22 protein-coding genes are annotated in these 22,035 nt (G+C 67.9%); 7 read left to right on the top strand and 15 right to left on the bottom strand.

What is annotated here, in order from left to right:
• Window positions 1-313: 313 nt before the first annotated feature.
• From CDN99_RS15670 to CDN99_RS15660, 3 genes are all read right to left on the bottom strand, one after another.
• The gene (locus CDN99_RS15670; RefSeq protein WP_141100811.1) at window positions 314-3,622 is read right to left on the bottom strand and encodes a hypothetical protein; all 3,309 of its coding nucleotides are present in this window, start codon (window positions 3,620-3,622) and stop codon (window positions 314-316) included.
• 46 nt (window positions 3,623-3,668) lie between these two features.
• Window positions 3,669-4,856, bottom strand: a complete 1,188-nt coding sequence (locus CDN99_RS15665; protein WP_088385792.1) for an AAA family ATPase — start codon at window positions 4,854-4,856, stop codon at window positions 3,669-3,671.
• A gap of 477 nt (window positions 4,857-5,333) precedes the next feature.
• Window positions 5,334-8,513 (bottom strand): ATP-binding protein, encoded by a 3,180-nt coding sequence (locus tag CDN99_RS15660; RefSeq protein WP_158218856.1) that lies wholly within the window; start codon window positions 8,511-8,513, stop codon window positions 5,334-5,336.
• Between the two features lie 912 nt (window positions 8,514-9,425).
• Here CDN99_RS15660 and CDN99_RS28690 point away from each other — a divergent pair.
• The 3 genes from CDN99_RS28690 to CDN99_RS15650 all read left to right on the top strand — a co-directional run bounded on the left by CDN99_RS28690 (window position 9,426) and on the right by CDN99_RS15650 (window position 10,558).
• The gene (locus CDN99_RS28690) at window positions 9,426-9,590 is read left to right on the top strand and encodes a hypothetical protein (protein WP_158218855.1); all 165 of its coding nucleotides are present in this window, start codon (window positions 9,426-9,428) and stop codon (window positions 9,588-9,590) included.
• A 5-nt stretch (window positions 9,591-9,595) separates the two neighbouring features.
• Window positions 9,596-9,805: a hypothetical protein gene (locus CDN99_RS15655; RefSeq protein ID WP_088385790.1), complete on the top strand. Its 210-nt coding sequence runs from the start codon at window positions 9,596-9,598 to the stop codon at window positions 9,803-9,805.
• A gap of 243 nt (window positions 9,806-10,048) precedes the next feature.
• Window positions 10,049-10,558, top strand: a complete 510-nt coding sequence (locus tag CDN99_RS15650; RefSeq protein ID WP_088385789.1) for a hypothetical protein — start codon at window positions 10,049-10,051, stop codon at window positions 10,556-10,558.
• On the opposite strand, the gene CDN99_RS15645 is transcribed toward CDN99_RS15650, so the two are convergent.
• Entirely contained in the window at window positions 10,535-10,750 is a 216-nt protein-coding gene (locus CDN99_RS15645; protein WP_088385788.1) for a hypothetical protein, read from the bottom strand. The genes CDN99_RS15650 and CDN99_RS15645 overlap by 24 nt on opposite strands.
• Before the next feature lie 103 nt (window positions 10,751-10,853).
• On the opposite strand from CDN99_RS15645, the gene CDN99_RS15640 reads away from it, so the two are divergent.
• From CDN99_RS15640 to CDN99_RS15625, 4 genes are all read left to right on the top strand, one after another.
• Window positions 10,854-11,117 (top strand): hypothetical protein, encoded by a 264-nt coding sequence (locus CDN99_RS15640; RefSeq protein ID WP_141100810.1) that lies wholly within the window; start codon window positions 10,854-10,856, stop codon window positions 11,115-11,117.
• Window positions 11,118-11,232: 115 nt separating this feature from the next.
• Entirely contained in the window at window positions 11,233-11,556 is a 324-nt protein-coding gene (locus tag CDN99_RS15635; protein ID WP_088385786.1) for a hypothetical protein, read from the top strand.
• Window positions 11,507-11,725, top strand: a complete 219-nt coding sequence (locus tag CDN99_RS15630) for a hypothetical protein (protein WP_141100809.1) — start codon at window positions 11,507-11,509, stop codon at window positions 11,723-11,725. The genes CDN99_RS15635 and CDN99_RS15630 overlap by 50 nt, the downstream gene beginning before the upstream one ends.
• 62 nt (window positions 11,726-11,787) lie before the next feature.
• Window positions 11,788-12,144 (top strand): hypothetical protein, encoded by a 357-nt coding sequence (locus CDN99_RS15625; RefSeq protein WP_088385784.1) that lies wholly within the window; start codon window positions 11,788-11,790, stop codon window positions 12,142-12,144.
• 117 nt (window positions 12,145-12,261) lie between these two features.
• On the opposite strand, the gene CDN99_RS15620 is transcribed toward CDN99_RS15625, so the two are convergent.
• The 11 genes from CDN99_RS15620 to CDN99_RS15570 form a co-directional block, all read right to left on the bottom strand.
• A complete protein-coding gene (locus CDN99_RS15620) occupies window positions 12,262-13,035 on the bottom strand; it encodes a hypothetical protein (RefSeq protein WP_088385783.1) in 774 nt (257 codons plus the stop codon).
• 22 nt (window positions 13,036-13,057) lie between these two features.
• On the bottom strand, window positions 13,058-13,654 hold the full coding sequence (locus CDN99_RS15615; protein WP_088385782.1) for a hypothetical protein: 597 nt from the start codon (window positions 13,652-13,654) through the stop codon (window positions 13,058-13,060).
• Between the two features lie 47 nt (window positions 13,655-13,701).
• The gene (locus CDN99_RS15610) at window positions 13,702-14,157 is read right to left on the bottom strand and encodes a hypothetical protein (RefSeq protein WP_141100808.1); all 456 of its coding nucleotides are present in this window, start codon (window positions 14,155-14,157) and stop codon (window positions 13,702-13,704) included.
• A 63-nt stretch (window positions 14,158-14,220) separates the two neighbouring features.
• Window positions 14,221-15,669, bottom strand: coding sequence for a UvrD-helicase domain-containing protein (locus CDN99_RS15605; RefSeq protein WP_088385780.1), 1,449 nt, complete (start codon window positions 15,667-15,669; stop codon window positions 14,221-14,223).
• Between the two features lie 252 nt (window positions 15,670-15,921).
• Entirely contained in the window at window positions 15,922-16,761 is an 840-nt protein-coding gene (locus CDN99_RS15600; RefSeq protein ID WP_088385779.1) for a PRTRC system ThiF family protein, read from the bottom strand.
• On the bottom strand, window positions 16,749-17,456 hold the full coding sequence (locus CDN99_RS15595; protein WP_088385778.1) for a PRTRC system protein A: 708 nt from the start codon (window positions 17,454-17,456) through the stop codon (window positions 16,749-16,751). The genes CDN99_RS15600 and CDN99_RS15595 overlap by 13 nt, the downstream gene beginning before the upstream one ends.
• The gene (locus CDN99_RS15590) at window positions 17,453-18,175 is read right to left on the bottom strand and encodes a PRTRC system protein B (protein ID WP_238139541.1); all 723 of its coding nucleotides are present in this window, start codon (window positions 18,173-18,175) and stop codon (window positions 17,453-17,455) included. The genes CDN99_RS15595 and CDN99_RS15590 overlap by 4 nt, the downstream gene beginning before the upstream one ends.
• A gap of 8 nt (window positions 18,176-18,183) precedes the next feature.
• Complete coding sequence (locus tag CDN99_RS15585) at window positions 18,184-19,206, bottom strand: PRTRC system protein F (protein WP_088385776.1); 1,023 nt, start codon at window positions 19,204-19,206, stop codon at window positions 18,184-18,186.
• 232 nt (window positions 19,207-19,438) lie between these two features.
• Window positions 19,439-19,645 carry a PRTRC system protein C gene (locus CDN99_RS15580; protein ID WP_088385775.1) on the bottom strand — a complete coding sequence of 69 codons (207 nt, stop codon included), beginning with the start codon at window positions 19,643-19,645 and terminating at the stop codon, window positions 19,439-19,441.
• 12 nt (window positions 19,646-19,657) lie between these two features.
• Window positions 19,658-20,161, bottom strand: a complete 504-nt coding sequence (locus tag CDN99_RS15575) for a PRTRC system protein E (protein ID WP_088385774.1) — start codon at window positions 20,159-20,161, stop codon at window positions 19,658-19,660.
• A 68-nt stretch (window positions 20,162-20,229) separates the two neighbouring features.
• Window positions 20,230-22,032, bottom strand: coding sequence for a PRTRC system ParB family protein (locus tag CDN99_RS15570; protein WP_088385773.1), 1,803 nt, complete (start codon window positions 22,030-22,032; stop codon window positions 20,230-20,232).
• Window positions 22,033-22,035: the final 3 nt, after the last annotated feature.

Genomic DNA, 22,035 nt, shown 5'->3' with positions numbered 1-22,035 from the left:
ATCAAGAGGGCGGCTGTGCGAACGACTTGCAGCCGGAGCGTAGGTAGCCGCAACGTCATCAACAAAGCGTTGAGAGGGAACAGTACCGCCTACTCGGGCGACAGCTTGGCGCGGCCGCGCCACCGCCAACAAGAAGCCTCGCCGGCCAGGCCGGCGAGGCGAACGGCGTTCCGCTGTCATCACGGAACGCCGCCTGCTTAGGGAGGAAAGCAGGGCTGGCCGAAGCCAGCAACGCAATACTACTCAGGGCTGAGCCGCGACAACCCTGCGAAAACCGCAGGATCGATCGCTGCGTTCGCTGCCCGCAACGCGTTCATGCCCAGGCGTTCGCTTGGGCCTCCGACGCGGAAGCCGCGGGCGGGATCTCGGGAATGGTCTCGCTGGGGCGCCAGATCACGTACAGGGCGTCCACGCCCTCGCTGCCCTGCTCATACGCATAGAACTTCGCGGCGACGCGCTCGGGTGCGTGGCGAAGGGCATTGCGCCCCACACCCTCCGCACGCGGCTGAACCGGCGCGCGCGCGACGTAGCGCTTCTTCAAGTCCTTCTCGACGGCGTCGCGGTTGGACATGATGTGCGCGCCCGATGGGGCCGGAAACGCCACGCAGGCGAGATTGTTGTCCTGGGCGACCAGGACGGCCGCGTCGAAAAAGCTCTCAACAATCGAACGCGTGTCGTGCGAAGCCAGCATCTCTTCGGTCGGATTGATGCCGCGGATCACCAGGCTGAGTCGGTGGCTATCCAGCTCGGGGATCTGCTGGACGTAGAGCATCGCCATCCCCACCATGCGCTGCATCTGCGGATCGAAGACCACCAGGTGGCAATGGCGCTCCTCCTCCCACATCCGCAGATTGCCGGCCGTGCACAGCCCGGCTGCCTGCTTGGCGAAGTAGGCAGCCGGGTGCTTGGACACGACGCCGGACATGAGCTGAGCGCGACGGCTGGCGTCCTCCTCCTGCTCGTACAGCTTGAACTGGCGCCGGGCCCATGCGAGATGAAGAGGCAAGAGCTTGGCGCGCGTGCGCGACACCACGGCGCGCAGCAGCGCCCTGCCCTCCAGCTCCGGCACGGACGGTCCGAGCCGGGATGCCCAGTGCGCCGCGTCGTTCTCAGGCAGCCGTTCGATGAAGGCGTCGGCATGTGCGTCCAGCGCATCAGGCAGCACCACGGCGAACAGGTCGACCAGTTCCCCGACACGCTGGAATGCGCCCAGGCTGCCCTGCTCCATGGCGGTGAGCTCGTCAAAGCCCTCGCGGATCCAGCGGGACACGGTGCCGTCCTCTCGCGCCAGCGCCAGCAGGCTGCCGAGGTGCAGCGCCAGCGTGTCCAGGCTGGCGCCCAGCGCGTTCTGCCGCAGCTGCTTCGGGCTCAAGCGCTGGCAGGCCGTGAACATGTTGGGATAGTCCCTGAAGTTCTCGCTGAACTGCGCGGCCCTGCGCAGCGCATGGAAGCCGACGCTGTCCAGGTCGCGCCGCAGTCGCCGGCGGGCGTGACGCCAGGCCATTTCGTAGCTCTGCCGCAGCACGAGACCTTGCAGATGGCTCTCGTGGCCCCGCACTTCGTGCCACTTCGTTCGGATGAACTCCTGGGGCGAGCGGTACACGACGGCGATGGCATCAAGCTGCATGGCGGTCAGCGTGGTGCCGCTCGGACCGCCTCCGGCCACGAGTTCCGCGAGCAATGGCGTCAGGCAGGTGAGCTTGCGCTCGAGGTCCAGCGGCTGGTCACCTTCGTCCTCGAACAAGCTCTCCAAGATCACGCCGCCTGTGCTCTTCAGGATCTTTGCCAGCGCCGGAAGCAGTTCCGTCCGCATCTGCGCGCCGAGCAAGCGGCTGGCCTCGCGGTAGGCCTCCTTTTCCACCTCCTCGGCCTGCCACGGCCACGTGCCCAGTGAACGCTGGATTCGGGTATGGACGATCCCGTGCACGGCGCGTTGGTTGGAAGCGAGAAGGCCGAAGTGATTGCGGTCGAACGCGTCGTCGAACAGCAGCTTGTCGGCGGCGTCGTAGCTGCTGTCGCCCCTGTAGCCCACGATGCCAACGGCATCGCGGTACCAATCGCGGACGGCCTTCAAGCTGTCGAGGCGCCGGTCTTCGATCAGGCAACGCAGGAAGGCGATGCCCAGGGACCCGAGTGGCAGGATCTGCTGCAGCGGCATCAGCCCCTGCAGCCGAAAGGTCTCGATCAGGTAGTCGTAGACGTGGAAGTAGCCGCTCTTGCCGGCCTGCAGCACCCAGTCGACACGCTGGGGCAGCGGTTCCTCGACGGCTACGGCCTCCAGTGTTTTCAGCGCCCGGTCCAACCCGGCCGCGGTGAGTTGGCGGAAGCAGCGCTGGAACTCAGTGACGGATGCGGCGTCGCCCAGCCCGTGGTCCTGCAGGACCTGCAGGAATGGCGGCAGGGAGTCGCCTCCTTTGAGATAGGCCTCCGAGCGCGCCAACTGGTTCGCATTCAACGAATGCGGCGCGCGGGTCAGGCGCCGCACATGGGCGACGAAGCTTGCCGCGTCGTCCCGCTGCGGATCCAGCCCGGCTAGAAGTCGCTGGCAACCGGCAAGTTCATCGAGCCCGGCGCAGTGCAGCTTCAGCTCCTGAGCCAGATCGACCGACAGGTCGTGGTGGCAATCGAGCAGAGCACGGAACTTCGCGAGATCTTGCGGGGTTCGAGCGTCCAGCACGTCGACGATGAATCGCCAGGTCGGCGTCGGCGTCCGCCACAGCCGGTCACCCACCTGCGCCAGCACGGCGGCCACCTCGAACGTGCCAGCAGCTTCGAGCACGCCGATGTTGGCCTCCAGCGCATCGGGCGCCATGGACGACAGCGGGAAGCGCAGGATTGCGGCGACCTGCTCGCGGGCAACGCCGTGGGCAAGCAGACAGCGCACGATGCCTCGCAGGCGCTGAATCTCGTCGGCGTCGACGGGCGCATACGAATAGCCCAGCGTGTCGCGCTCCTTCCCCGCCCAGGCCAGTTCCGCCACATTGCGGACCACGCCCTCGGCGACCAGCAGTTGCACGAGCTCGCGCCGCTGCAGCGGCGCCCCTCGGCTGAAGAATGCCTCGCGAACCTGGGCGAAGTTGCGAAGGCCCAACGCGTGTGCCGTCCGCATGACCTCCATGCCGGTGTGCTCAACCTGTTCGTAGACGCGCCATGTCTCTACTGGTTCGAACCACCGCAGCGCGAAGTCGACGGCTTCGTCGTAGCGCAGCTCGAACAGTGCGAGGGTGCGCTGCACATAGCGGTCAAAGATCAGGGCCCGGCCCTCGAACGTGCCCGCCAGGCGGAGCAGCCGGCTCGCACGACGCGTGGCCAGGCCAAATGGCAGGAACACGAAGAGCCATTTTTCCGCAGTCGCCAGGGTCCCGGGCTCAAGCGCCAGCGTCGGAGGAAGGCGCAGTGCACGTCTCACCCAGGCGTCGTGCGCGGTCGACATGGCGGCCCAATGCGTCGCTCGCCCGGCGACTTCGGCACGGAACGCGCTGATTGCCGAACGTCCTGCGGCGAACGGCGAGTCGGTGCCTCGGGAACCTCGCAGACGTCCGCGGTCTTGCGCCAACTGGCCGTCGCCGAGATGCTCAAGAACCTGTCGGCGGAAGGTCCTGTAGCTGCCGTGGTCGGCCATCTTGTTCTCCGTCCCCTGAGCGCCGGCCGCCGCTGGCCGGCCATGATCACTTCGCGGCTGCCGCCTGCCCTCCCTGGCCGGCCACCGGCGGCACCATCGCGAGCATGCCATCCGCAGCCATCAGTTCGCTCAGCGAGCCCTCTTCCAGCGCGTACACACCGCGCGCGGCTCGCCACACCAGAGACTTCTCCTGTAGCGCCAGCAGGGCCTGCTGCACGCCCGGCACGTCGGCCTTCGCGTCGGCGGGTTGTCCCGTCGCCTGCAGCACCGCCTGATAGGCGGCGATAGTCCCGGCTTCGAACGGCGCATAGTCGTTGCCGCGCGCGGCCAGCACCCGCAGCACGGCGGACTGCAGCGGCGTCAGGCTGTGCACGACACGCAGCAGTTCACTGTTGCTGGCCTCGATCTGTGCCTCGACGGCCTGGGCGAACTCGGTCTGCACGTCGTCGGCCTTCAGTTCGAAGGCGAAGCGCAGCGCGTCGGCCGCCGCGCCCAGCAGTTCGGGTCGGAAGAAGGCGCGTCGGAACAACTCCTGCACCTGAGCAGGATCGAGTTTGCCGGGCAGGTCGGCGCGTTCGCAGAACCACTGCACATAGTCGGCCCCCAGCGGCGGGAAGTTCACCAGCGGCGCACCGAAGAAGGCCTGGTCGCGGCTGTTGCGCAACATCGCCAACTTGTCGCGGTTGGACCCCGTCGCCACGATGCGCAGGCCGTGGCGGCGGCTGCTGTTGAGCTCGTCTCGGGCCGCCTTGAGAGCGTAGAGGGCATCGTTGCCCTTCTCGCTCGTGATCGCGTGCTGCGCTTCGTCGATGATCAGCACGATGGGCCGCTTGCATTCGTCCGACAGTGCCGCGAGCGCGGCCGACAGCGAGACGCCGTCCCCCAGCCCCACCCGGTCGAGCGAGAAGGACATGCCGCCCACGGCCACCTTCTCCATGCCGGCGGCCTTGGCCAGGCGCTTCACGACGCCCTCGTGCTGGGCCAGCTCGGAGCGGACGGCATGCACGATCACGTCGCCCGGATCTGCCTTGCGGTCCTCCCACAGGTCGGCGTAGACGACCAGCCCGCCCTTCTCTTCGAGCTGCGGGCGGAGATCCTCGCGCAGGAAGGTGGACTTGCCGGTGCGCCGGGGCGCCGCAAGGAACAGGCCGGAACTCGATGCCGACGTGGGCGACACGAACAGGATCTTCCCCGCCATGTCGGCGGCGAGCGCGGTGCGATGGAAGATTTCCATGGGAGAGCTCCTTGGTTTATGCTCAATTATAGAACTCTATAGAAATCTAGAAAATTCTATTGTCAATGAGCGCCAGGTACCACTGCCCCCTTGCCGCCAGCGCGCGGCTGGTGCCACCATCGTCCCAAGCCGGCACAAGAGGCACCCAATGAACCATGAATTTGAACGCGGAATATGAAGATGCCATGGAGCACGCGCGACGGTGGATGCAGGCTTGGGGCGCCGCGTGTGCGAAGGCCATGCAGCATCGCGATTCCCAGGACCGGGCAGCGTTGGCTCGCGCCATGCGCGCGGTGACGCGGATGGGCATCGCGTCCGACCGGCGCAACGCGCTGTGGCTTGCTCAGCGAAATGCCGGTCTAGGGCCGTGGGCCTGCCTGGCGCGACCAGGCGCCTCTTCGGGCGCTGAGCCTTCCGGGCCTTTGCAGCGTCGATAGAAGTGAGACGGTTCAAGGCCGCAGCGAGATGACCCGAGCCTCACTTCGGACTGCGCTCCACCTCCGCAGAAGATGCCGCGGCCCGACCGAAGCCGATCGCTGCCAGGGTGTCGAGCAGCACGCTCATCATCACCGGCTTGGTGAGGAAGGCGTCGAAAGCGAGCGGCCCCACGTCCTCCACCTGGGCGTCGCCCGAGCAGACCACGATCCGCGGGCGAGCCACGCCGGGCTGCTGCAGGTCCGCAATGGCCTGCACCAGTTCACTGCCGTCCATGCCCGCCATGCGCAGGTCCGTCACCAACAGGCCGATGCCACCCCGGCGCAGGCGTTCCAGCGCCTCATGGCCATCCCGCGCCTCCTCGACGTCGAAGCCGTGCGCGGCCAGCATCTGGCTCATCAGCAGCCGCGACACGTCGTCGTCGTCGCACACCAGCACGCCCTTGGCCAGCGGCTCTTCCGCGCCAGCCGCCACCAGACGCAAGGGCAGTTCGAATTCGGCGGCCGTGCCCTGGCCGAGCTCGCTGCGCAGTGACACTTCTCCCTGCATCAGCGCGGCCAGGTGGCGGCAGATGCTGAGGCCCAGGCCCGAACTTCCCTCCGGCACGACGCCCTGGGGATCTGCGCCGGCGAACGGCGTGAACACCTTTTCGAGCTGTTCGGGCGCGATGCCCCGCCCTGAATCGACGATGGTCAGCACCAGCGCGCGTTCGCCCGTCCTGCCCGCACGTGTCGAAGCTTCCAGCCGGATCGAGCCGCGATCCGTGTACTTCACCGCATTGCTCAGCAGGTTCATCGCCACCTGCCGCATCCGCAGCGGATCCATCATCACGAGGTGTGGAAGGCCGGGTTCAACGACCAGCTCGAAGCCCAGGCGCTTGCGCTCGGCCCACTGCCGCGCGGCGTCGGCCAGCTGCTGCAGCCAGGGCTGCAGCGCAAAGACCTGAGGCTTGATCCTCAGCTCCCCGTGGTGCATCTGCGCCGCGTCCAGCACGTCGCCCAACAGCTGGGTCAGCGTGTGCATCGCGTCCTGCGCCACGGCCAGCGCGCGCGAGCGTGCCTCCGGCGTACGCTCGGTCTGCAGGGACTGCAACGCCAGCGATGCGGTGTGGGCAGGCGCCCGCAGCTCGTGGCTGGCAGAGGCGAGCATGAGGTTGCGCCTCTGGGCTTCTTCCGTCAGCCGGACCTGCAGATTGCGCTCCGCAGTGACATCGACCACGTAGCCCGTCCAGTGCGCACGGCCGCCCGCAATGGCAGTCCGGACCGCTTGGCAGCACAACCATCGCGCCTCGCGTCCGGGCACCTGGTACGCGGCGGCGAAGCTGAAGGGTTGGCCGCTACGCACCGCGTGGCGCCCGGCTGCCGCCGCGGCCTTGGCATCCTCAGCGCTCATGTAGGGCGCAAGGTTCTGCAGGACCGTCTTCCCCTCCTCCAGCGACACGCCGAGGAACGCCTGCGATCCCGCCGAGAAATAGGTGCTCAGCAACTTGCCGTGTTCGTCGATGACGTACTGGAAGGCCACGCAGGGGATGTTGCTGCCGATGGCCTGCAGTTGCGCTTCCGAAGCACGGCGCTGATCGACCTCGCGCGACAGGCGGCGCATCCACCACAGCGTGAGCGCCAAGACGCTGAGCAGCGCGACCACCGCGACGGAGATCACCGGGAGATGGCGCCGCCAAGGGAACGGCGGGTCGAGGTCCACGGCGATCCACCGCCGGAGCATGCGCTCGTGATCCGTCGGCGGTATCTCGGCGAGCACCCGGTCGATGATCGGAATCATCGCCTCGGATCGCGGCGAGGCGGCGAAGTGGAACTGTGCCGGCAACGCGTTCACCGCGGCGACAGCGCGCAGTCGGTTGCCGCTGTCCGAGTTGATGCGCAGGTTTGCGAACAGCTTCACTTCGACCGCAGCATCGGCCTCACCCCGCGCCACCGCATCCATCGCGGCCGCACCGTCCGGCATGTCGACGATGCGGATGTCCGGATAGCTGCGCGCCAGCACCTCCCGCAGCGGGTGCTGCTCCGCCAGCGCCAGCCGGTGCCCACGCAGGCTGTTCAGGTCCCAGTAGTACGGCCCATCGGTTGCGGACACCAGCAGGTAGGGCATCTCGACATAGGGCCTGGAGAAAGCGAACTCCTTCTCCCGGGCAGGCGTGCGCGTGAGAAACGGCACCAGATCGATTTCGCCCCGGCGCAGCCCGTCGAGCATCGACGCGACGCTGTCGTAGGGGATCACCTGCAGGCCCACGCCGAGACGTCGGGCGACCTGCTCCGCATACTCCGCCGCAATGCCGGTGTGGATGCCCCGGGCGTTGATGTCGTTCAGCAGCGAGAGCCCGCGCACGGCCCCCATGCGCCAGGTCGGGTGCCCGACCAGCAGCGCCTGCTCGCTGGCGGAGAGCTGCAGCGGCGGCGCCAGTGCGACCTTCGCCGGCAAGGCCGGCGCCGAGGCCTGCCACTGAGGCAGCGGTGCCTCGCGCAGGGCCGAGATGCCTTTGTTCAGGATCAGCGCCAGTCGCGCCCAATCCTTGCGCACGCCGAAGTGGTAGTAGCCCGTGCCGTAGTTCAGCATCTGCCGCACTTCGACACCCTGTACGCCCGGACGGGACCACCAGTCCATGGCCTCGAAGAGCGCGCCCAGGTAGTAGTCCGCACGGCCCGCAGCCACTGCGGCCAAGGCCTCGCCCGTGTTCTCCACGGTCTGGATCGACGCTTCGGGATATTGCCGCCGGACGAAGTCGATGGCCATGTAGTCGCGCTCGATCGCGAAGCGCGCATGCTCCAGTGGCAAGGGTGCTGCCGCCGTTCGCGCGAACAGCGCCCCCGGCCAGGGCGTCACGCCCAGCGTGAACTCCAGGTAGGACATGCGCTCGTTGGTCACGCCGACCGTCATGATCAGATCCGCGTCCCGTCGGCGCACGGCATTCAGCGCATCGCCCCAGTTGGGCACTACGACGGGCCGCACCTTCAGCCCGAACGCGCGCGTCAGGTACATCAGCATTTCGCTGTGGATGCCGCCGATTTCGCCATCGGAAGACACCGTCTGGTAGGGGCTGGGCGGTGGCACGCCAACGGCCACGCGGATCTCGGGCAAGGCGGCGAGGTAGGCCTGCTCATCGGCACTGAGCACCTGGGGCCCCAGCGCGATCGGCGCCCCCGATGAGGGCTGACGGAAGTGGTAGGACGCGGGTTGGACCTGAGCGGATGCCGCCCCCGCCAGCATCGACAGGACCAGGCAGCCCAGGCTCACGACGGCTGTCCATCCATTCAGAGGCGCCGTGCGCCACGCCGGGCGTGGCCAGATACCGAAGGCCTTCTTGTGGTTGTCGTTCATGGAGCCTGGAAATGCAACAGATGGTGACGGACCCGTTTACATTCTGCGCCCGCTGGGCGCGATCTCTTTCTCGGGTAATTCGCCACTCCGCGCCTTGACGGACATCAAGACACGCAGCGGCACAGATGTGTATCGGACGCTTGGGCCGCGGCCTATCGCACGGCGGCCGGCGGTGGCAGACTGTCGGAGCTTCTTGCCGGCGTTCGTGCTGGTACAGCCTTCATGGCGAGCCGTCTTCGGCTTTGACGTGGAGTCCACGGCACTTCGGTGCCTTGGCGTTTGCGGTCGTGACCCGCCCTAGGATCGGCCACTCGCTGGCCTTGTCGCGCAAGCGACGAATCTCGCAAGAGACGGATGGTGCTCTTGGGCGCTGTCTGGAACCTCGACCGCAGCATGCTGCGGATCGAAGGGTCTGGGCAGCGGTGACGCAAGTCGCTCCGCCGCCTGGACCTCGCCCGTGAACGCGCTTGCGGGCGCCAGTCGCTTCGGCGTCCCTGGCCCTGAAGCATGTCGGCTCGGACATGGACCCGTGAGGGTCTCCGCAGCCCGTCGCATCTCTTCGGCACCACGTCGCTGTCCTTCCGGGACATGACGCCCGCCGTCGGATCAGGCCGTTCCCGACGGCCTGTGCATCCCTGGGAAGGCCACACCTTCCTGATCGTGCGAAAGACCCAAGCCCTCGGCCTGGGTCTTCTCGCCTTCCTTGGGCCCGCGACCGCGGCGCCTGCAACCCGGACTGGGGAACATCGTTTCTCCAACCCGGAGGCTGTGTTCCCCCTTGCTCACGCAAAGGAGAACGACATGTCGACCAACACGCCTCAAACCGTGTGCCGCCTGCTTGGCGGTTCCGGCCGCGCCCCGCTCGTCGTGGTGCCGACCGTGAAGATTCCCGCCCTGCTCGCGCCGACCCGTCCCAAGGTCGCCGAGGAGTTCCCCGAGCGTGTCGAGCTGCCCCTGGCCGCCTGACCGCGATGGACAAGGACGAATGGAAGCAGTTTCTTCGCTGGCTCGACGAAGCCAATGAGGAAGAACTGGCTCAGGTGAAACAGCGACTGCGCGCAACGCAGTCCGCTGTCACCGAGCCGGGCGTTCGCTCCGACCTGCGTCGGATGCTGCGCCTGATCGACGAGGAGGTTCTGATCCGTCAGAACCTGGCAACACGCTCGAAAGAGCATCGTTAGCCGCAGGCGTCAGCTGCCTCAGGAGGGATGTGTAGCCGGGCCGGTTCAAAGCCGCCGCCCACAGCAACTCCCTCTCGAGCGCAGCGCGTCCGCCCTCGATCATCTGAAGAGAAGTGCCGGAACGAGACATCGTGAAGGCTTTCGTGTGGGGTCCGCGTGAGCGGCATTCCATGCTACCCCAGCGGGGACCGGCTGTCCCCTGCTAGGGCGAGTCCGTCTCCCTGCTCATCACAGGAGAGACCCATGTCCGAAGCCCACAGCATGGAGCAGCAACTGCCTGCGCAGCGGTCCAACCCGCCTGGTCACCAACGACGCTACGTCGAAGAAGACCGGGCCTGGGCTCAGCTGTACACGGCGATTGGCCAACCCTCCACTGCCGAAGAAGTGGTCAAGCATCTCGATGCCGACCCCCAGTCCAAGCGCACGCACCTGGCGCTGTACATCCGGGCGAAGACGACGCTGCGCGAGCAGAAGGCCGTTGACGCTCGGAACCAGCGCATCGGCTCGTTCGTGCGCACGGCCCTGGCCCTCGTGGTCCTGGGCCCGTTCCGCTGGCTGCGCTCCTTCCGGTCCTTTGCCGCTGGAGTCGCCGTCGAAACCCTGCCGCCCGTGCGCAGGGAGCCTGCACGCAGTCGCGCCAACAGCCTGCGCGGTGATCCCGATTTCGCTCCGGCGAAGGACAGGTTCACCGCCGCTGGTGAAGGCGCGGCGGCAGGCGAAGTCGGGGATTCACGCGGCGCCAAGGCAGCGTGAACGTTCCTCGTCCAGAAGGAAGTGCAGGAAGCGCGTGTCCTCGGACACACCCCAGAAATGGGCCTTGCACTCCCGGATGTACTCGTCGAGATCGGCGAGCGTCTTCACGCCCACCGGCGCCATGCCGGTGATCTTCGTGAAGCGCTCGACCTCTCGACGGGTGAGCCGGATGCTGTTTCCAAGGCGAATCATCTCGATGTCCTGTGGCACTCAGGGTTGCGGCAGCAATGCTGCGCGTTCCCGTCAAGAGTGTCTCGCGTCGAGATCCGATGAATCTCCCATGAGGATCGAAGTCATGTCCCTGACGACGGAAGCCCTGACGATGATCGAGCTCGACGCCGCGATCGCGCCGACACCCATGCTGCGCCACTACATCGAAGTGGTGCGCCAAGGCGTGTCGGATGCACCCGCGGAGGCCGCCGAGCACGCTCACGCACTCTTGCTCAAGCTCGAACACCTGCTGCACCAGCAGCAGGCCGAGCCGGCAACCGCCGAGGCCAGCCAGGACTACCTGGCCCCTTGGCTCACGCTCGCAGAACCGGCGCGAGCTGCGGCCTGAACACGGCCGCGAATCACGCAGACGCTCACCCGTCTGCATACCCAGAACCCGAGCGGGGCACCCATCCCCGGTCGGGTGGAGGCGTCCCTCTCGACAAACCGAAAGGACGACTCAAATGGCAACTCGCAAAGAACGCGCCCGGCCCAAGGTCGAGCAGCGCCGCCGTCTCACCCTCTTCTTCAACAAAGAGGCCCGCATCAGCGCGGCCGACGCGCTGAAGAAGGCGTCGTGGGCTCTGGCGGCAGCGAACGCATACCTTGGCTTCGCCAAGGGTTCGCTGGCCTACATGGCCATCGTGGTGGTCGGCTGGTTGGTCGCACAGACCCTGGCCGTCGTTCTCCTCAGCATCGAGGAGAAGAAGGGCTCGCAAGAGCCTGAGGAGCAGCAACATGCAAGCACTTCTGGACTCCGTGGAAAGCGCACTCAACTCGGATCCTGATCTGGCAGGCCTGGCCATCGCCTGGCTTGCCTTGACGATCTGGGGAGCGTTCACCGTGGTCCTGGCGTATTGCAGTCGACTGCGCGAGCGCGCCGACATGGCGAACCCGCCGCAGCACCCGCTCTTCCTCGACCTCAAGGGCCGACACGAAGCCCAATCCAAGAACTGACCCCGGCTTGCCGGGGTTTTTTTTCGTGCTGACGGCGCTGCCGTCAGCCGGAAAGGAATCACATGGAATCCACCGCGCAATGCCTGATGGGCGATCGCCGTCTCCTGGCGGAGTACGAGAGCGACCGGCATGTGCCATACCCGCTGCCGCGGCCGCTACGGCCTGACGAGCTGGCGCCCTTCATCGAACGAGACATCCTCGTGACCTTCACCGCCAAGGTCCCCTTGGCCCTGGTCGCGCGGGCGGAAAACGGAGACCTGTCCGCATTCATCGAGCGCACCTGGCTCGGCGACGACACGATCATGATCAGCCCCGAATACCGCGCCGTCGGCGCGACCTTCGACGACTTCGCTCAGCAGTTCGCAGGACAGGTGCACCTGCAGGTCACCTGCCAGCTGTCGAAACCAGAGCGCCCCTGAACCTCTGCCTCACGAGCCCTGGTCAACGACCAGGGCTTCCTCCTGTGCACGATAGCCAGGCCGCGCCCACGTCAGGTAAGCGAACACGCTGCTCGATGCTCCCGAAGAAGTGCAGGCTCATGGCGATGTCTTGGCGCCGTCCGACCCGAGCGGCGCCGCTTCGCCACCCAGTTGCCGAAGCACCTCGCCCCAATTGGCAGCCACCAACTCGTCGATCCTGAACGGCGGCTCATCGCCCTGGGCCCAGTGCCTGACGGAGAAAGTGGCTACGACGGCCCCGTTCTTGAGCACCCTGAGCTTGGTGTTCACTTCCTGTTCACCGCGCTGGTAACGCTCGCGTCCCGCGACCAGCAGGCGTGTCGGCGCCGCCCCAGAGCCGAAGAGCGCGGGAGCCGCGCCGCCAGCGATCATGTAGCTGCCGAACGACGGGGAGATCCAGCCTCGGACGATGCCGAGCGCGCCCGCGGCAATGCGCAGCGCGTCCACCGGCTGAGACTGCGCGGCCGCTACGTTGTCGGCGGGCCCTGCCATCTGCGCTTCGGTGTACTCGGCCAGTCGCACCAGCCGCGCGTTGAAGCGGTTCGTGTAGACGTAGAAGGTCGAGTCCACCTCCACCGCGAAGGCCGGCGCCCCCTCGGCGGCAACCGCCAGCCCTCGGGACCGGCCCAAGTCGGCCAGCGCGGCGTCCAGCCGGCGATAGGCGGCCTCGGAAGCCCCCTTCCCCGCATAGCGTCTGACCGACAGGCCGATCGGTTGCGATCGGAGTTCCGCCAGCGCTTGCGAGGCCTCGGCCGTGAGCGTGAGCTGCTGTTCGATGGGCGCGACGGCCTCGCCAGCGCAAGCCCATCCGATGCACGCCGACACCAACAGGGCGATCCAGAACTTGTTCATGGCATTCTGCTCCCTTCGGGCGTTAGTGGTTCACCGATCCTGACACGACAGGCCCGTGGAGCGCTCCATGCCCTTGCGGATCGCCTGCCGCGGCCTGGACCTCCTGAGCACAGTCCTGCAGAGCCCGGGCCACCCTGCAGGCCTCGGGTGCGTCCAGATGCCGCAGCGCTCCACTGATCCGCGCCAACGCGCCCGCGACCTCGTAGTCGAAGGCCTCCTGATCGGCCGAGTCGCGTCCTTCGTACTGGTCCCGCTCCAGGCAGCCACGCATGCATTGGCCGGCGACGTCGAGGAAGAAGCGCCGGTTCGGCGCGGCGACTCGGTAGAGCAGCTGCGTGGCGACGTACACGCAGGCATCCCCCGCTGGCCCGGTGATCACCACCGTCTCGGCGTCGATGCGCTCGTCAACTTCGCCGAGCTGCCAGCCCAGGTCCCCGGCGCGCCAAACCTGGGTGAACATCACCACCGAGCAGTCCCCGACGCGGGGACGGATCGTGATCGGCCCGGCCTCCACGCGCAGCAGATCGTTGACGATGGGAGAGTCGACGCCGGCCAAGTCCTGCTCCACGGCCCGCGTCAGCGCCCAGCTCAGGCTCCAGACGGGATGTCTCATGTCCATGATGGTCTCCTTGCTTGGCCTTCAGGATCCCTCCGCCGCACGCCCAATCAACCCTCCACGCCCGGCCAGGCGCCGTCGCGCATGGCATCGACCGTCTTGAGCATCGAGTGGCCCGTTTCTCCAGCCCAACGCAGGAAAGCCTCGCGCGAGCGCGGGGCGCAGCCGCCAGGACCATGCGTCAACGGCTGATGGCGCTGGCCGCCTGAGTCCTTGAGGTCGCTGACCAGATCGAAGTGGCCACTGCCGTCGAGTTCGACGACATGCGTCTCCCCGAGCGGCACGCCGAAACCGCCGATCAGCAGGCGATGCGCTGCCGGCACCAGCATCTGCAACGCGTTGGTCACGCTCGCACCGTCATTGCGTCCCCAGGCGCCCATGTCCGCCAGCAGCAGCCGGGCCAGGCCGGCTCGCTCGTTCACCGCCGCCACGGCGAGCACGCCATCACGGTAGACCTCCGGCCTGGCGTCGGGCGTGCGGCAATGCAGGCGAAGAAATCGAATCACGGACTTCACAATGGGCTTCCTCCAATGGGCTGCATCGTCGCTTGAGCGGCCGGCCCTTCAAGGTCAGGTCGGCATCAGCTGCCGATGGAGCAGCCATTCCTCGAAGCTCGCACACAGCCGGATGGCTGCTCGGGCGCGGGTGAATGCAACGTAGAGGATGTTGATTTCCTCCTGCTCGACCTCGTCCGGCTCGAGCTCGCGGCCGTCCTCGAAGAAGCGCATGTAATCGTCGGCCAGCCAGACCTGCTCGAACTCCAGTCCCTTTGCCTTGTGCGCCGTGCACAGAAAGATGCCGTCGAACTGCGGCCACGACGCCTTGTCCAGCTCGCCATGGCGCGACTTGATTTCCTCCACCAGACCTGGCACGCGAAGCCCATAGTCCTGCACGACGCGCACGAGGTGCTTCAGCTCGGGGTCGTCCGAGTCCTCCGCCAGTTCGCAGAGGTCGTCGAAGCTGCCGAAGGAACGCAGGTACGGTTCCCGCACCTGGCTCCGCTCGCCGACCCACAGCAGATAGGCGTCGAGGATCTTCTCCAGCTTGTAGCCCTCGGTGCCGCCGACGAAGTGATAGCGCCGGTTCAGCGGCAGGAAGGCGACCGCTTCCTCGAACACGGCCGCATTGGTTCGCGCGATCACCGCGAAGGTCCGGCGCGTATCGATGGACAGCCGCGTCTCCTGCGGCTCTCCTGCACCGACCAGGGGCGCGCTGAAGTCGTCCTTGAAGTTGGACAGCAGCGCATTGGCCAGGCTGGCGATGCCGCGGCCGAACCGGAAGCTGCGCGTCAAGGGCAGCCGCTCCTGTGCATCGAACAGCGCCAGCGCGTTGGTGGCACCGCGGAACGAGTAGATGGCCTGAGCCGAGTCGCCCACCATGACGATGGGCATTGACTGGCCGCGCACGATATCGAAGGTGCAAGGGTTCAGGTCCTGGGCCTCGTCCACGGCGATCAGGTCGTGCCCACGCAGCACCGGCCGCTCCATCTGGAACAGTTTGAGGTACCCGTCGTGGGGCAGCCGGATATCGCGTTCCCTGGCATCGGTCATCCGTTGCCAGACCTCGCGTGCGACGCGCACCACGACACTGGGGTCGGCCAGCCGCATCGCAACGTCAGGGGGCACATGCTGCATGTCGATCCGCTCGTCGAGCGAGCCGCACCAGCGCTGAATGACCTGCAACGCGGCGGAGGCCACCAGCGCCCCGCAGCCCAAGGCCCTCGCGACTGTGGACGGATAGGTCGCGCCGACGCGCTCGGCGGCGCGCTCGCCGAAGAGCCGGCATGCCTGCCGCCAGGCCAGCGAGTGCGTCGTGCGGCAGGTCACGTTGGCCGGCATGCGGCTGGCCGCCTCCAGCTGGATGGCCTTGTTGAAGGCCAGGTACAGCACGCGCACGCCGTGCCGCGCTTCGGCATACGCACCGACGGTGGTCGTCTTGGCCGCTCCGGCGCCAGCCTGCACCGCCAGCCGCCGCGCGCGTGAGCGCACCACGCGAACTTGCTCCTCCGTCAGTCGCATGACGGCACGCCACGCGGCGTCGCGACACGCGCGAGCTGCGACCGTCCAAGATTGCCAACGTGAAGCATGCAGGGCCTCCTGTCCTTCGTGAACATGCCGATGCTGTGGCGCGTGCCAGGGGTGGGCCAAGCGGAAATCCAGGCGTCTGCAGGCCGTATGGAGCCGTGCCTGCCCCCGCCTCTTATGCGCGGGCGCCGGGCGCCGCTCGCCGTCCTGGCGGCGACACGTCCCGTGCCGCCGGGCGGCAACTGCTCAGGCCGTCGCCTGAGCGCGGCTGGCGTTCGTGCGACTGCGCTTGCCCTTTGCTGGGACCGCTACCGCTCCACCGAAGCCGTAGCGCGACCACACCTCGGGGTTGACATCGATCGGGCCGGTGCGCTTGCTGATGAGGTTGATCACTACGCCATGCTGGGCGAGACGGCCCCGCGAGAAAAGCTCGTAGAGCAACTGCGCGGCGAAGCGGACTACCGTGTCGTTGACGAAGAGGCCTTGCGATGCCAAAGAAGTCCGTACCGAGCACGAGGGCGCGTTGTCCTCCCCCACCTGTTCGTCCAGCAACTCGGGGAACAGGTCGGTGACGCAAGGCAGACGCAGTGCATCCTGAGCGCGCTGGCGGCCGCCCGGCTCGCCCAGCACCGCCTGCGCCGTGGCTTCCGTGTTGCCCAGGTCCAGCCAGTACAGCGCGCCGCAGCCGGGTTGATCGAGCGTGCGATGCAGCAGACGGCGGGCCGCACGACTGTCCACGCAGGACACGAGGATGTCCGGACCGGGCTCGTTGCGCTCGCGCTGCTCGTAGCGCCAGGGCCGCGCCAGCCAGTCCAGCCCGTAGAACAGATTCAGGCGGTTGACGGTCAGCAGCGCCTTGTTCTGCCCCACGTCGGAGGGGCTGTACAGCTGCCGGCCGACGTTGGCGGGGCTCACGTCGTCGCCGTCGAAGGCGGTGACGTGCAGGCCGGCCGGATGGCCCAGCGCGCGCATCGCGATGTCCAGGCGCGCCAGGCAGGCGGCCATCTGCGCGCCGTTGCCGCCGACACCTACCAGATGGACGCGCACCCGGCGCGACAGCAGTTCGGGTCTAATCAGGTGTTCCATGGTCGTTCGATCTCCTCGAATCCGATGGAAGCCAGTGTGGGACAGCGGGTCGCCAGCTCAAGCGCGTCAGCCTCCTCCTCGGGCGCCTCGTCCTGCCACGGATGCGCCAGCGGCCGGAACGCGCCATTGATGGCCAGCCGGAAAGCCGCCGAGGGGCGCGGTCGATGCAGCGACCCGAAGACGCCGCACACCTTGACGCCCTGGTCGTCGGCGTTGTCCGTGCTGGACCAGAACGCCGGCAGCCGGCCGTGCGTGTGCAGATCGACCGCCAGGCTCTCGTCGGCGGCCAGCTCCGGCATGCGGTAGCGCACGCCGCCCGGCCCGGCCTCGACCGCCTCGTGGACCTGCAGGCGCAGGCGCTGCGTCGATGCGTCGTAGATCAGTGCGCCCGCCACCTCGTTCGGCAGGCCGGCACGCCCCTGGTCCACGAACGCCTCCAGTAACGCCACCGGGATCACGCCGAAGGCGAACTCGATGCGCTCGCGCAGCACGCCATAGGGCAGCGGCGGCGTCGGCGGCAGGTCGGCCAGCCGGGTCACACAGCGCAGCCAGGACCGCCGCACGTCCAGGAACAGGCCGTTGCGGGCGACCAGCACGCGCTGGCCGAGGTCCAGGTCCGGCAGCGCGCCGAAGCGCGGCACCGGCACGCACGGGCAGGTGGCTTGCAGGGCAAGGTCGCGCGGATCGGGCGTCATGCCGAGCTCTCCCGGTGGGCCAGCACGTCGGCGAGCGTCCGGCCGGTCGAGACCAGCACGCGCTCGGGGAACTCGGCATGGCGGCCGTCCAGCATGTCGCGCCAGAACTTCATGGCCCCGCCCCGATAGGTGACGAGCTTCCCCTGCACGTTGGGATGGGTGAAGAACGATCCGAAGAAGGCCTGGTTCCAGGCCTCGATGCGCTCGGCGGTCGTACCGTCCGGCAAGCTCACGTTGCCCGTGCAGATCCCGCCGTCGCCGTAGACGTTGAAGTACGGCGCCTGCAGCAGCGGCGACGCCTCGCTGGGTCGCGCCGCGCCGGCCACGGCCCAAACATGCCAGCGGCGCCGACCATCGACCTTGAACACGAGCCCCGGGTGGGGAACCACCTCGCCGCGCTCCGGGGCGCCCAGTTCGGTTGTGCGGAAAGCGATGTGGCGGCGCGCGGGCGGCACCCACCAGGCCATTGTGTCGCCGTCCAGGTACAGCAGGCACTCGGGCACGAAGCCGCCCCGCTTGGCGTTCTTCGCCAGGTCCAGCGCCAGTTGCACCGCCGCGCCCGGCGTCAGCGCCTTGCCTTCGAGGATCAGGGGCGCCTTGCCCCGCAGGCCGATCTCGTGGACCGTGGCGAAGGCGGCATCGCCGCCGCCCCGGTACAACAGGATGGCCTTGCTCAGCCGCAGCGGCGCTTCGCGCCCTGCCACGATGTCGAATGTCACTGCCGGTTTCATCGCATTCCTTTCGGGACTCGATGCCAGTCTCCGCTGGACAGTTCGTGGATCAAGCCGTCGAGCAGCCGCATGCCGGCGAAGCGCACTTCCATCGCGCCCAGCTTGCGCCGCAGGGCGTCGGGCTCTTCGATGCTGAAGTCGAACTCGCCCATCCAGTCGACATAGTCGCCCTGCACCGCATCGTTGGCGAAGTCGTCGAAGATGCGCACCGCGATGTCGTCGGGCTTCCAGGTCAGCACGGCGCCGTAGCCGACGAACCAGCCATCGCCGTCGGGCAGGAACTCGTCGCTGAGGTCCAGCGCCTCCAGCGCCAGCAGGTCGCTCACCAGCGCGCGCACGCGGCGGCTGCGCGCTCGGCCGGCGATGGCCTGCAAGGCCCGGCGCGACAGGCGCTTGCGCTGGCCCGGCCACTGTGTGGCCCAGGGCGGGAACGCGGCATCGATCTTCTCCCGCGTGACCATCTGCTCGCGCATGGCTTCGCGCTCGTTGGGGTCGTCCCCGCACTGCTCCTCCAGCGCCACCGACTCGTCCTGCTCGCCGTACCAGTAGTAGTCCTGGGCCGTGCCCATAGCATCCCAGGGCGTGAAGGTCGGGATCAGCTTGGCGCTGGTGCGGTCGATGACGCTCAGCACGGTGGCGCCGAGCTTGGGATGGATCGCTTCCAGCCGCTCCAGCGCCTCGCCCACGACGAAGGCGCTGCAGTCGGTGTGCCACACGACACAGACATGGCCGGGCTCGCGCTGGCGCAGGCTGGTCGCCGACGACGCCCCTTCCAGCATGAGCCGGAAGCTCGGAAACAGGCAGTGCAGTCCCTGCAGGCGCTCGCGTACCCATTGCTCCAGGAAGGCCCGGCTGGTGCGGAGCGGATCGCGCGCGCGGCGCGCATCCACCGCGCCCTGGATCACGCCCGCGTCGAGCAGGCAGCGGGCCAGGGCGATGGCCTGATCCTGGCCGGCGTCAGGCTTGAACTCGCAGGGAATCCCGGCGCTCAGCGCCGGCAATTGAAAGGCAGCGTTCATGATGGTGTGGCGGATTCACGGCAAGGGAGGCAAGGCCTCGGCAGGCGCCGTCAGGCGGTCGGGTCGATGGCCGTCCCGACCGACGCGGGCGGCGGCGTCGGCGGCGCGCAGCAGGGCCCCTGCCGAGCGCTGCGCGGGTGCGGAGGCCAGTGCGGCCACCAGGGCCTCGTGGAGCCCGCCCTTGCCGCGCTGCGCGGCGCGAGCCAGCGCCTGGCGGAAGCGCGTCGTGGGGTCAGCCCTTGACGCCGACTGCGCGCTTGAAGGTGATTTCCTGGACGCCATTGCGGACCTCCCCTGCCTCGATGTCGGCGCTCAGCAGTTCGGGGAACTGCGCGCTGTAGATGTCGCGGACTTCCCTGGCCTCGTGCCCCGGGATGTCGGGCAAGGTCACGCCGTTGTAGAGGAAGCGCCGCGTGATGGCCTGAACCTGGATGGACATGGCAGGCCTCCTTCAGCCGAACAGCTGCGGTTGAAAATCGTCTTCCGGCGCAGGCGCCGCAGCAGCGGCACGGGCCGGTGAGGTGCCGCCCGCGCTGGCTGCTTCGTCGTCGAGGTCATCGCCGCCCTCCCCGCTGCCCTCGTCGGACGCCTGCATGCTGGCCTTGGCTGCCGGCTTCGCCACTTCGGGCTTGGCCTGGGCCTTGGCGACCGCGCCGGTGGCCTTCTTCGCCGACGCCGCCTTCGCGGCGTCCAGCAGCTCCTGGGTCACCTGGGCCTGCTCGGCCAGGCTGGTGTGGGCGGCGCGGTAGCCGCTCAGCACGGTCACGAAGTCGGCATCGAACTCCTCGGGCGTGGCGGTGAGCACCAGGGGCGTGGACAGGGCCGGCTCGCCCGCGTCCTGGCGCGGCTTGGGAATCACGTTGACCGTCATGCGGCCCGTCTTGTCGTCGACGCTGAGGGTCAGCGTCAGCGTCGCGCCCAGAGCCAGCCGGTACAACTCGCTGAACATGGTCATGGTGGGAATCTCCTTGCTGTGAGAGGGGGCCTCTCTGAAATCCATCGTAGGGACGCCCCCCTCCTTGTCTAGGTCGCGGTCAGCGCGGCTTCTTCGGCGTGGTGCGCATCGGCAGCCGACACGGATGCGGCCGGCCCGCCGTCCTCCATCGCCGCGATCCGCAAGCGTCGGCGTTGGTAGCGAATCGCCTTGGGAACGGCGCCCGCGTACTGGAAGCCCGGCACGTTCAGGAGCGCCTCGATGAACTTCGCCTTCGTGCCGGCGCGTGCTTTCTTAAAGCCCGCGTCACCCATGGCCTTGCGCAGCTTCAACTCGTCGGCGAGGCTTTCCAGCTCGCTCACCGTCAGCAGCTCCAGGTACTCGGCGTTGAGCCGGAAGTGGCGGGCTTCGTCCACATCGAGGTAGTTCAGCAGCAGTTCCAGGTTGTCGTGGGACACCCCGTACGCCGCGCAGGCCGCAACAGCCTGCACGACGGCCGGCATCTTCGCCGCATCGATCGCATCCGACAGTTCCAACGCGCCCTTGAAGCCGTTGATGCCGAACTTCGCCGGCTTGGCCAGCTTGCCCACCGCCTCCACGAACTTCAGCGGCGTGAAGGACTGCAGGCTGCTCGACGCGATCAGCGCCGCCAGCACCCGGTGGCTGCGCGCGGGTTCGGCCATCAGCCCGTTCGCGACCCAGGCCCGCCACCGCTCGGTCCGGTACTGAGCCACGCGCGGCGGCGTCTGGTTGGCGGCGCGCTTGGGCAAGGCCGATGCACCGGGCTTCGCTGCGGTCCGGGAACCTTCACCCTTCTTGCCCTTGCCGTCAGCATCACCGGCGCCATCCGTCGTGGCTGCACGCGCAGCCGCGCGCTCGGCGCGGCGCCGGTCCGCGACCTTGGTGGAGTGGCACTGCGCATCGAAGCACAGCGACTCCTCCACTTGGCCATAGGACCCGGGCATCGCCGACAGCGAGCAGCCGAAGTTCGCGCAGGACTTGCAGTCCCCGTACTGCTCGGCACCGACGCCGAGTTCACCGTCCGGCCCCACCAGCAAGGGCGTGAAGGCATCGACCACCCGCACGATGCGCACGACCTGGTACTGCTCGCGCAGCGGCACCGCACGCAGCTCCAGCGCCGCCAGCGTCAGCTCGTCGAAGTGAGTGGGGTGCTGGCAGAAGCCGTCGCCGATGGCTTCGTCGAACAGCGCAGCCTGCTGGGCAGAGTTGTGGGAACAAGACACGCACTGTGCGGTGTCGAAGATCGCGTCGGCGAGCCGCTTGGCGAACTGGCCCAGCTGCTTCTTCAGCACCTCGACCGGCACGCGGTGCTCCAGCACGCCGGCCAGCACCTTGACCTGCCGCTCGTGTTGAAGGCCGGCCAGCAATTCCGCGTGACCTAGCTTGATGCGCCGCTCCACCAACGCCTGCTGCACTTCGGCAGCGCAGTTCAGCAGCAGCAGCCGGCGCTCCAGCGTCTCCACGCCCCAGCCGAGCTGGCGCGCGGTCTGCTCCTTGTCGTCCCGGTTGTATTGCAGCAAGTCGGCGGCGCCGCGCGCCTGCTCGATGTCGCTGGGGTTGTCGCGGTAGTGGTTCTCGATGATGCCGAGCGCGCGGACCTCGGCATCGGTGGCGTCGCTGATGACGACGGGCATGTCGTAGTCCTCGCCGAACAGCTTGCGCGCCGCGCGCCAGCGCCGTTCCCCGGCGATGATTTCCCAGACGCCAGCCCGCGTGGGATGCGGGCGGACCTGGATGGGCTGCGTCACCTTGCCGGCCGCCAGCAGCCCCGCTTCGAGTTCCGCCATCTTCTTCGGGTCGTAGTAGGTCCGGTGATTCGGACCCGACACGATCTGGCGGACCTTCAGCGTCGGTTGCACTTGATCTTGCATTGA

It is taken from the genome of Roseateles aquatilis, from assembly GCF_002205645.1.
In the GTDB taxonomy this organism is placed as follows: domain Bacteria; phylum Pseudomonadota; class Gammaproteobacteria; order Burkholderiales; family Burkholderiaceae_C; genus Roseateles; species Roseateles aquatilis.
This window is presented reverse-complemented; position numbering and strand designations above follow the sequence as displayed.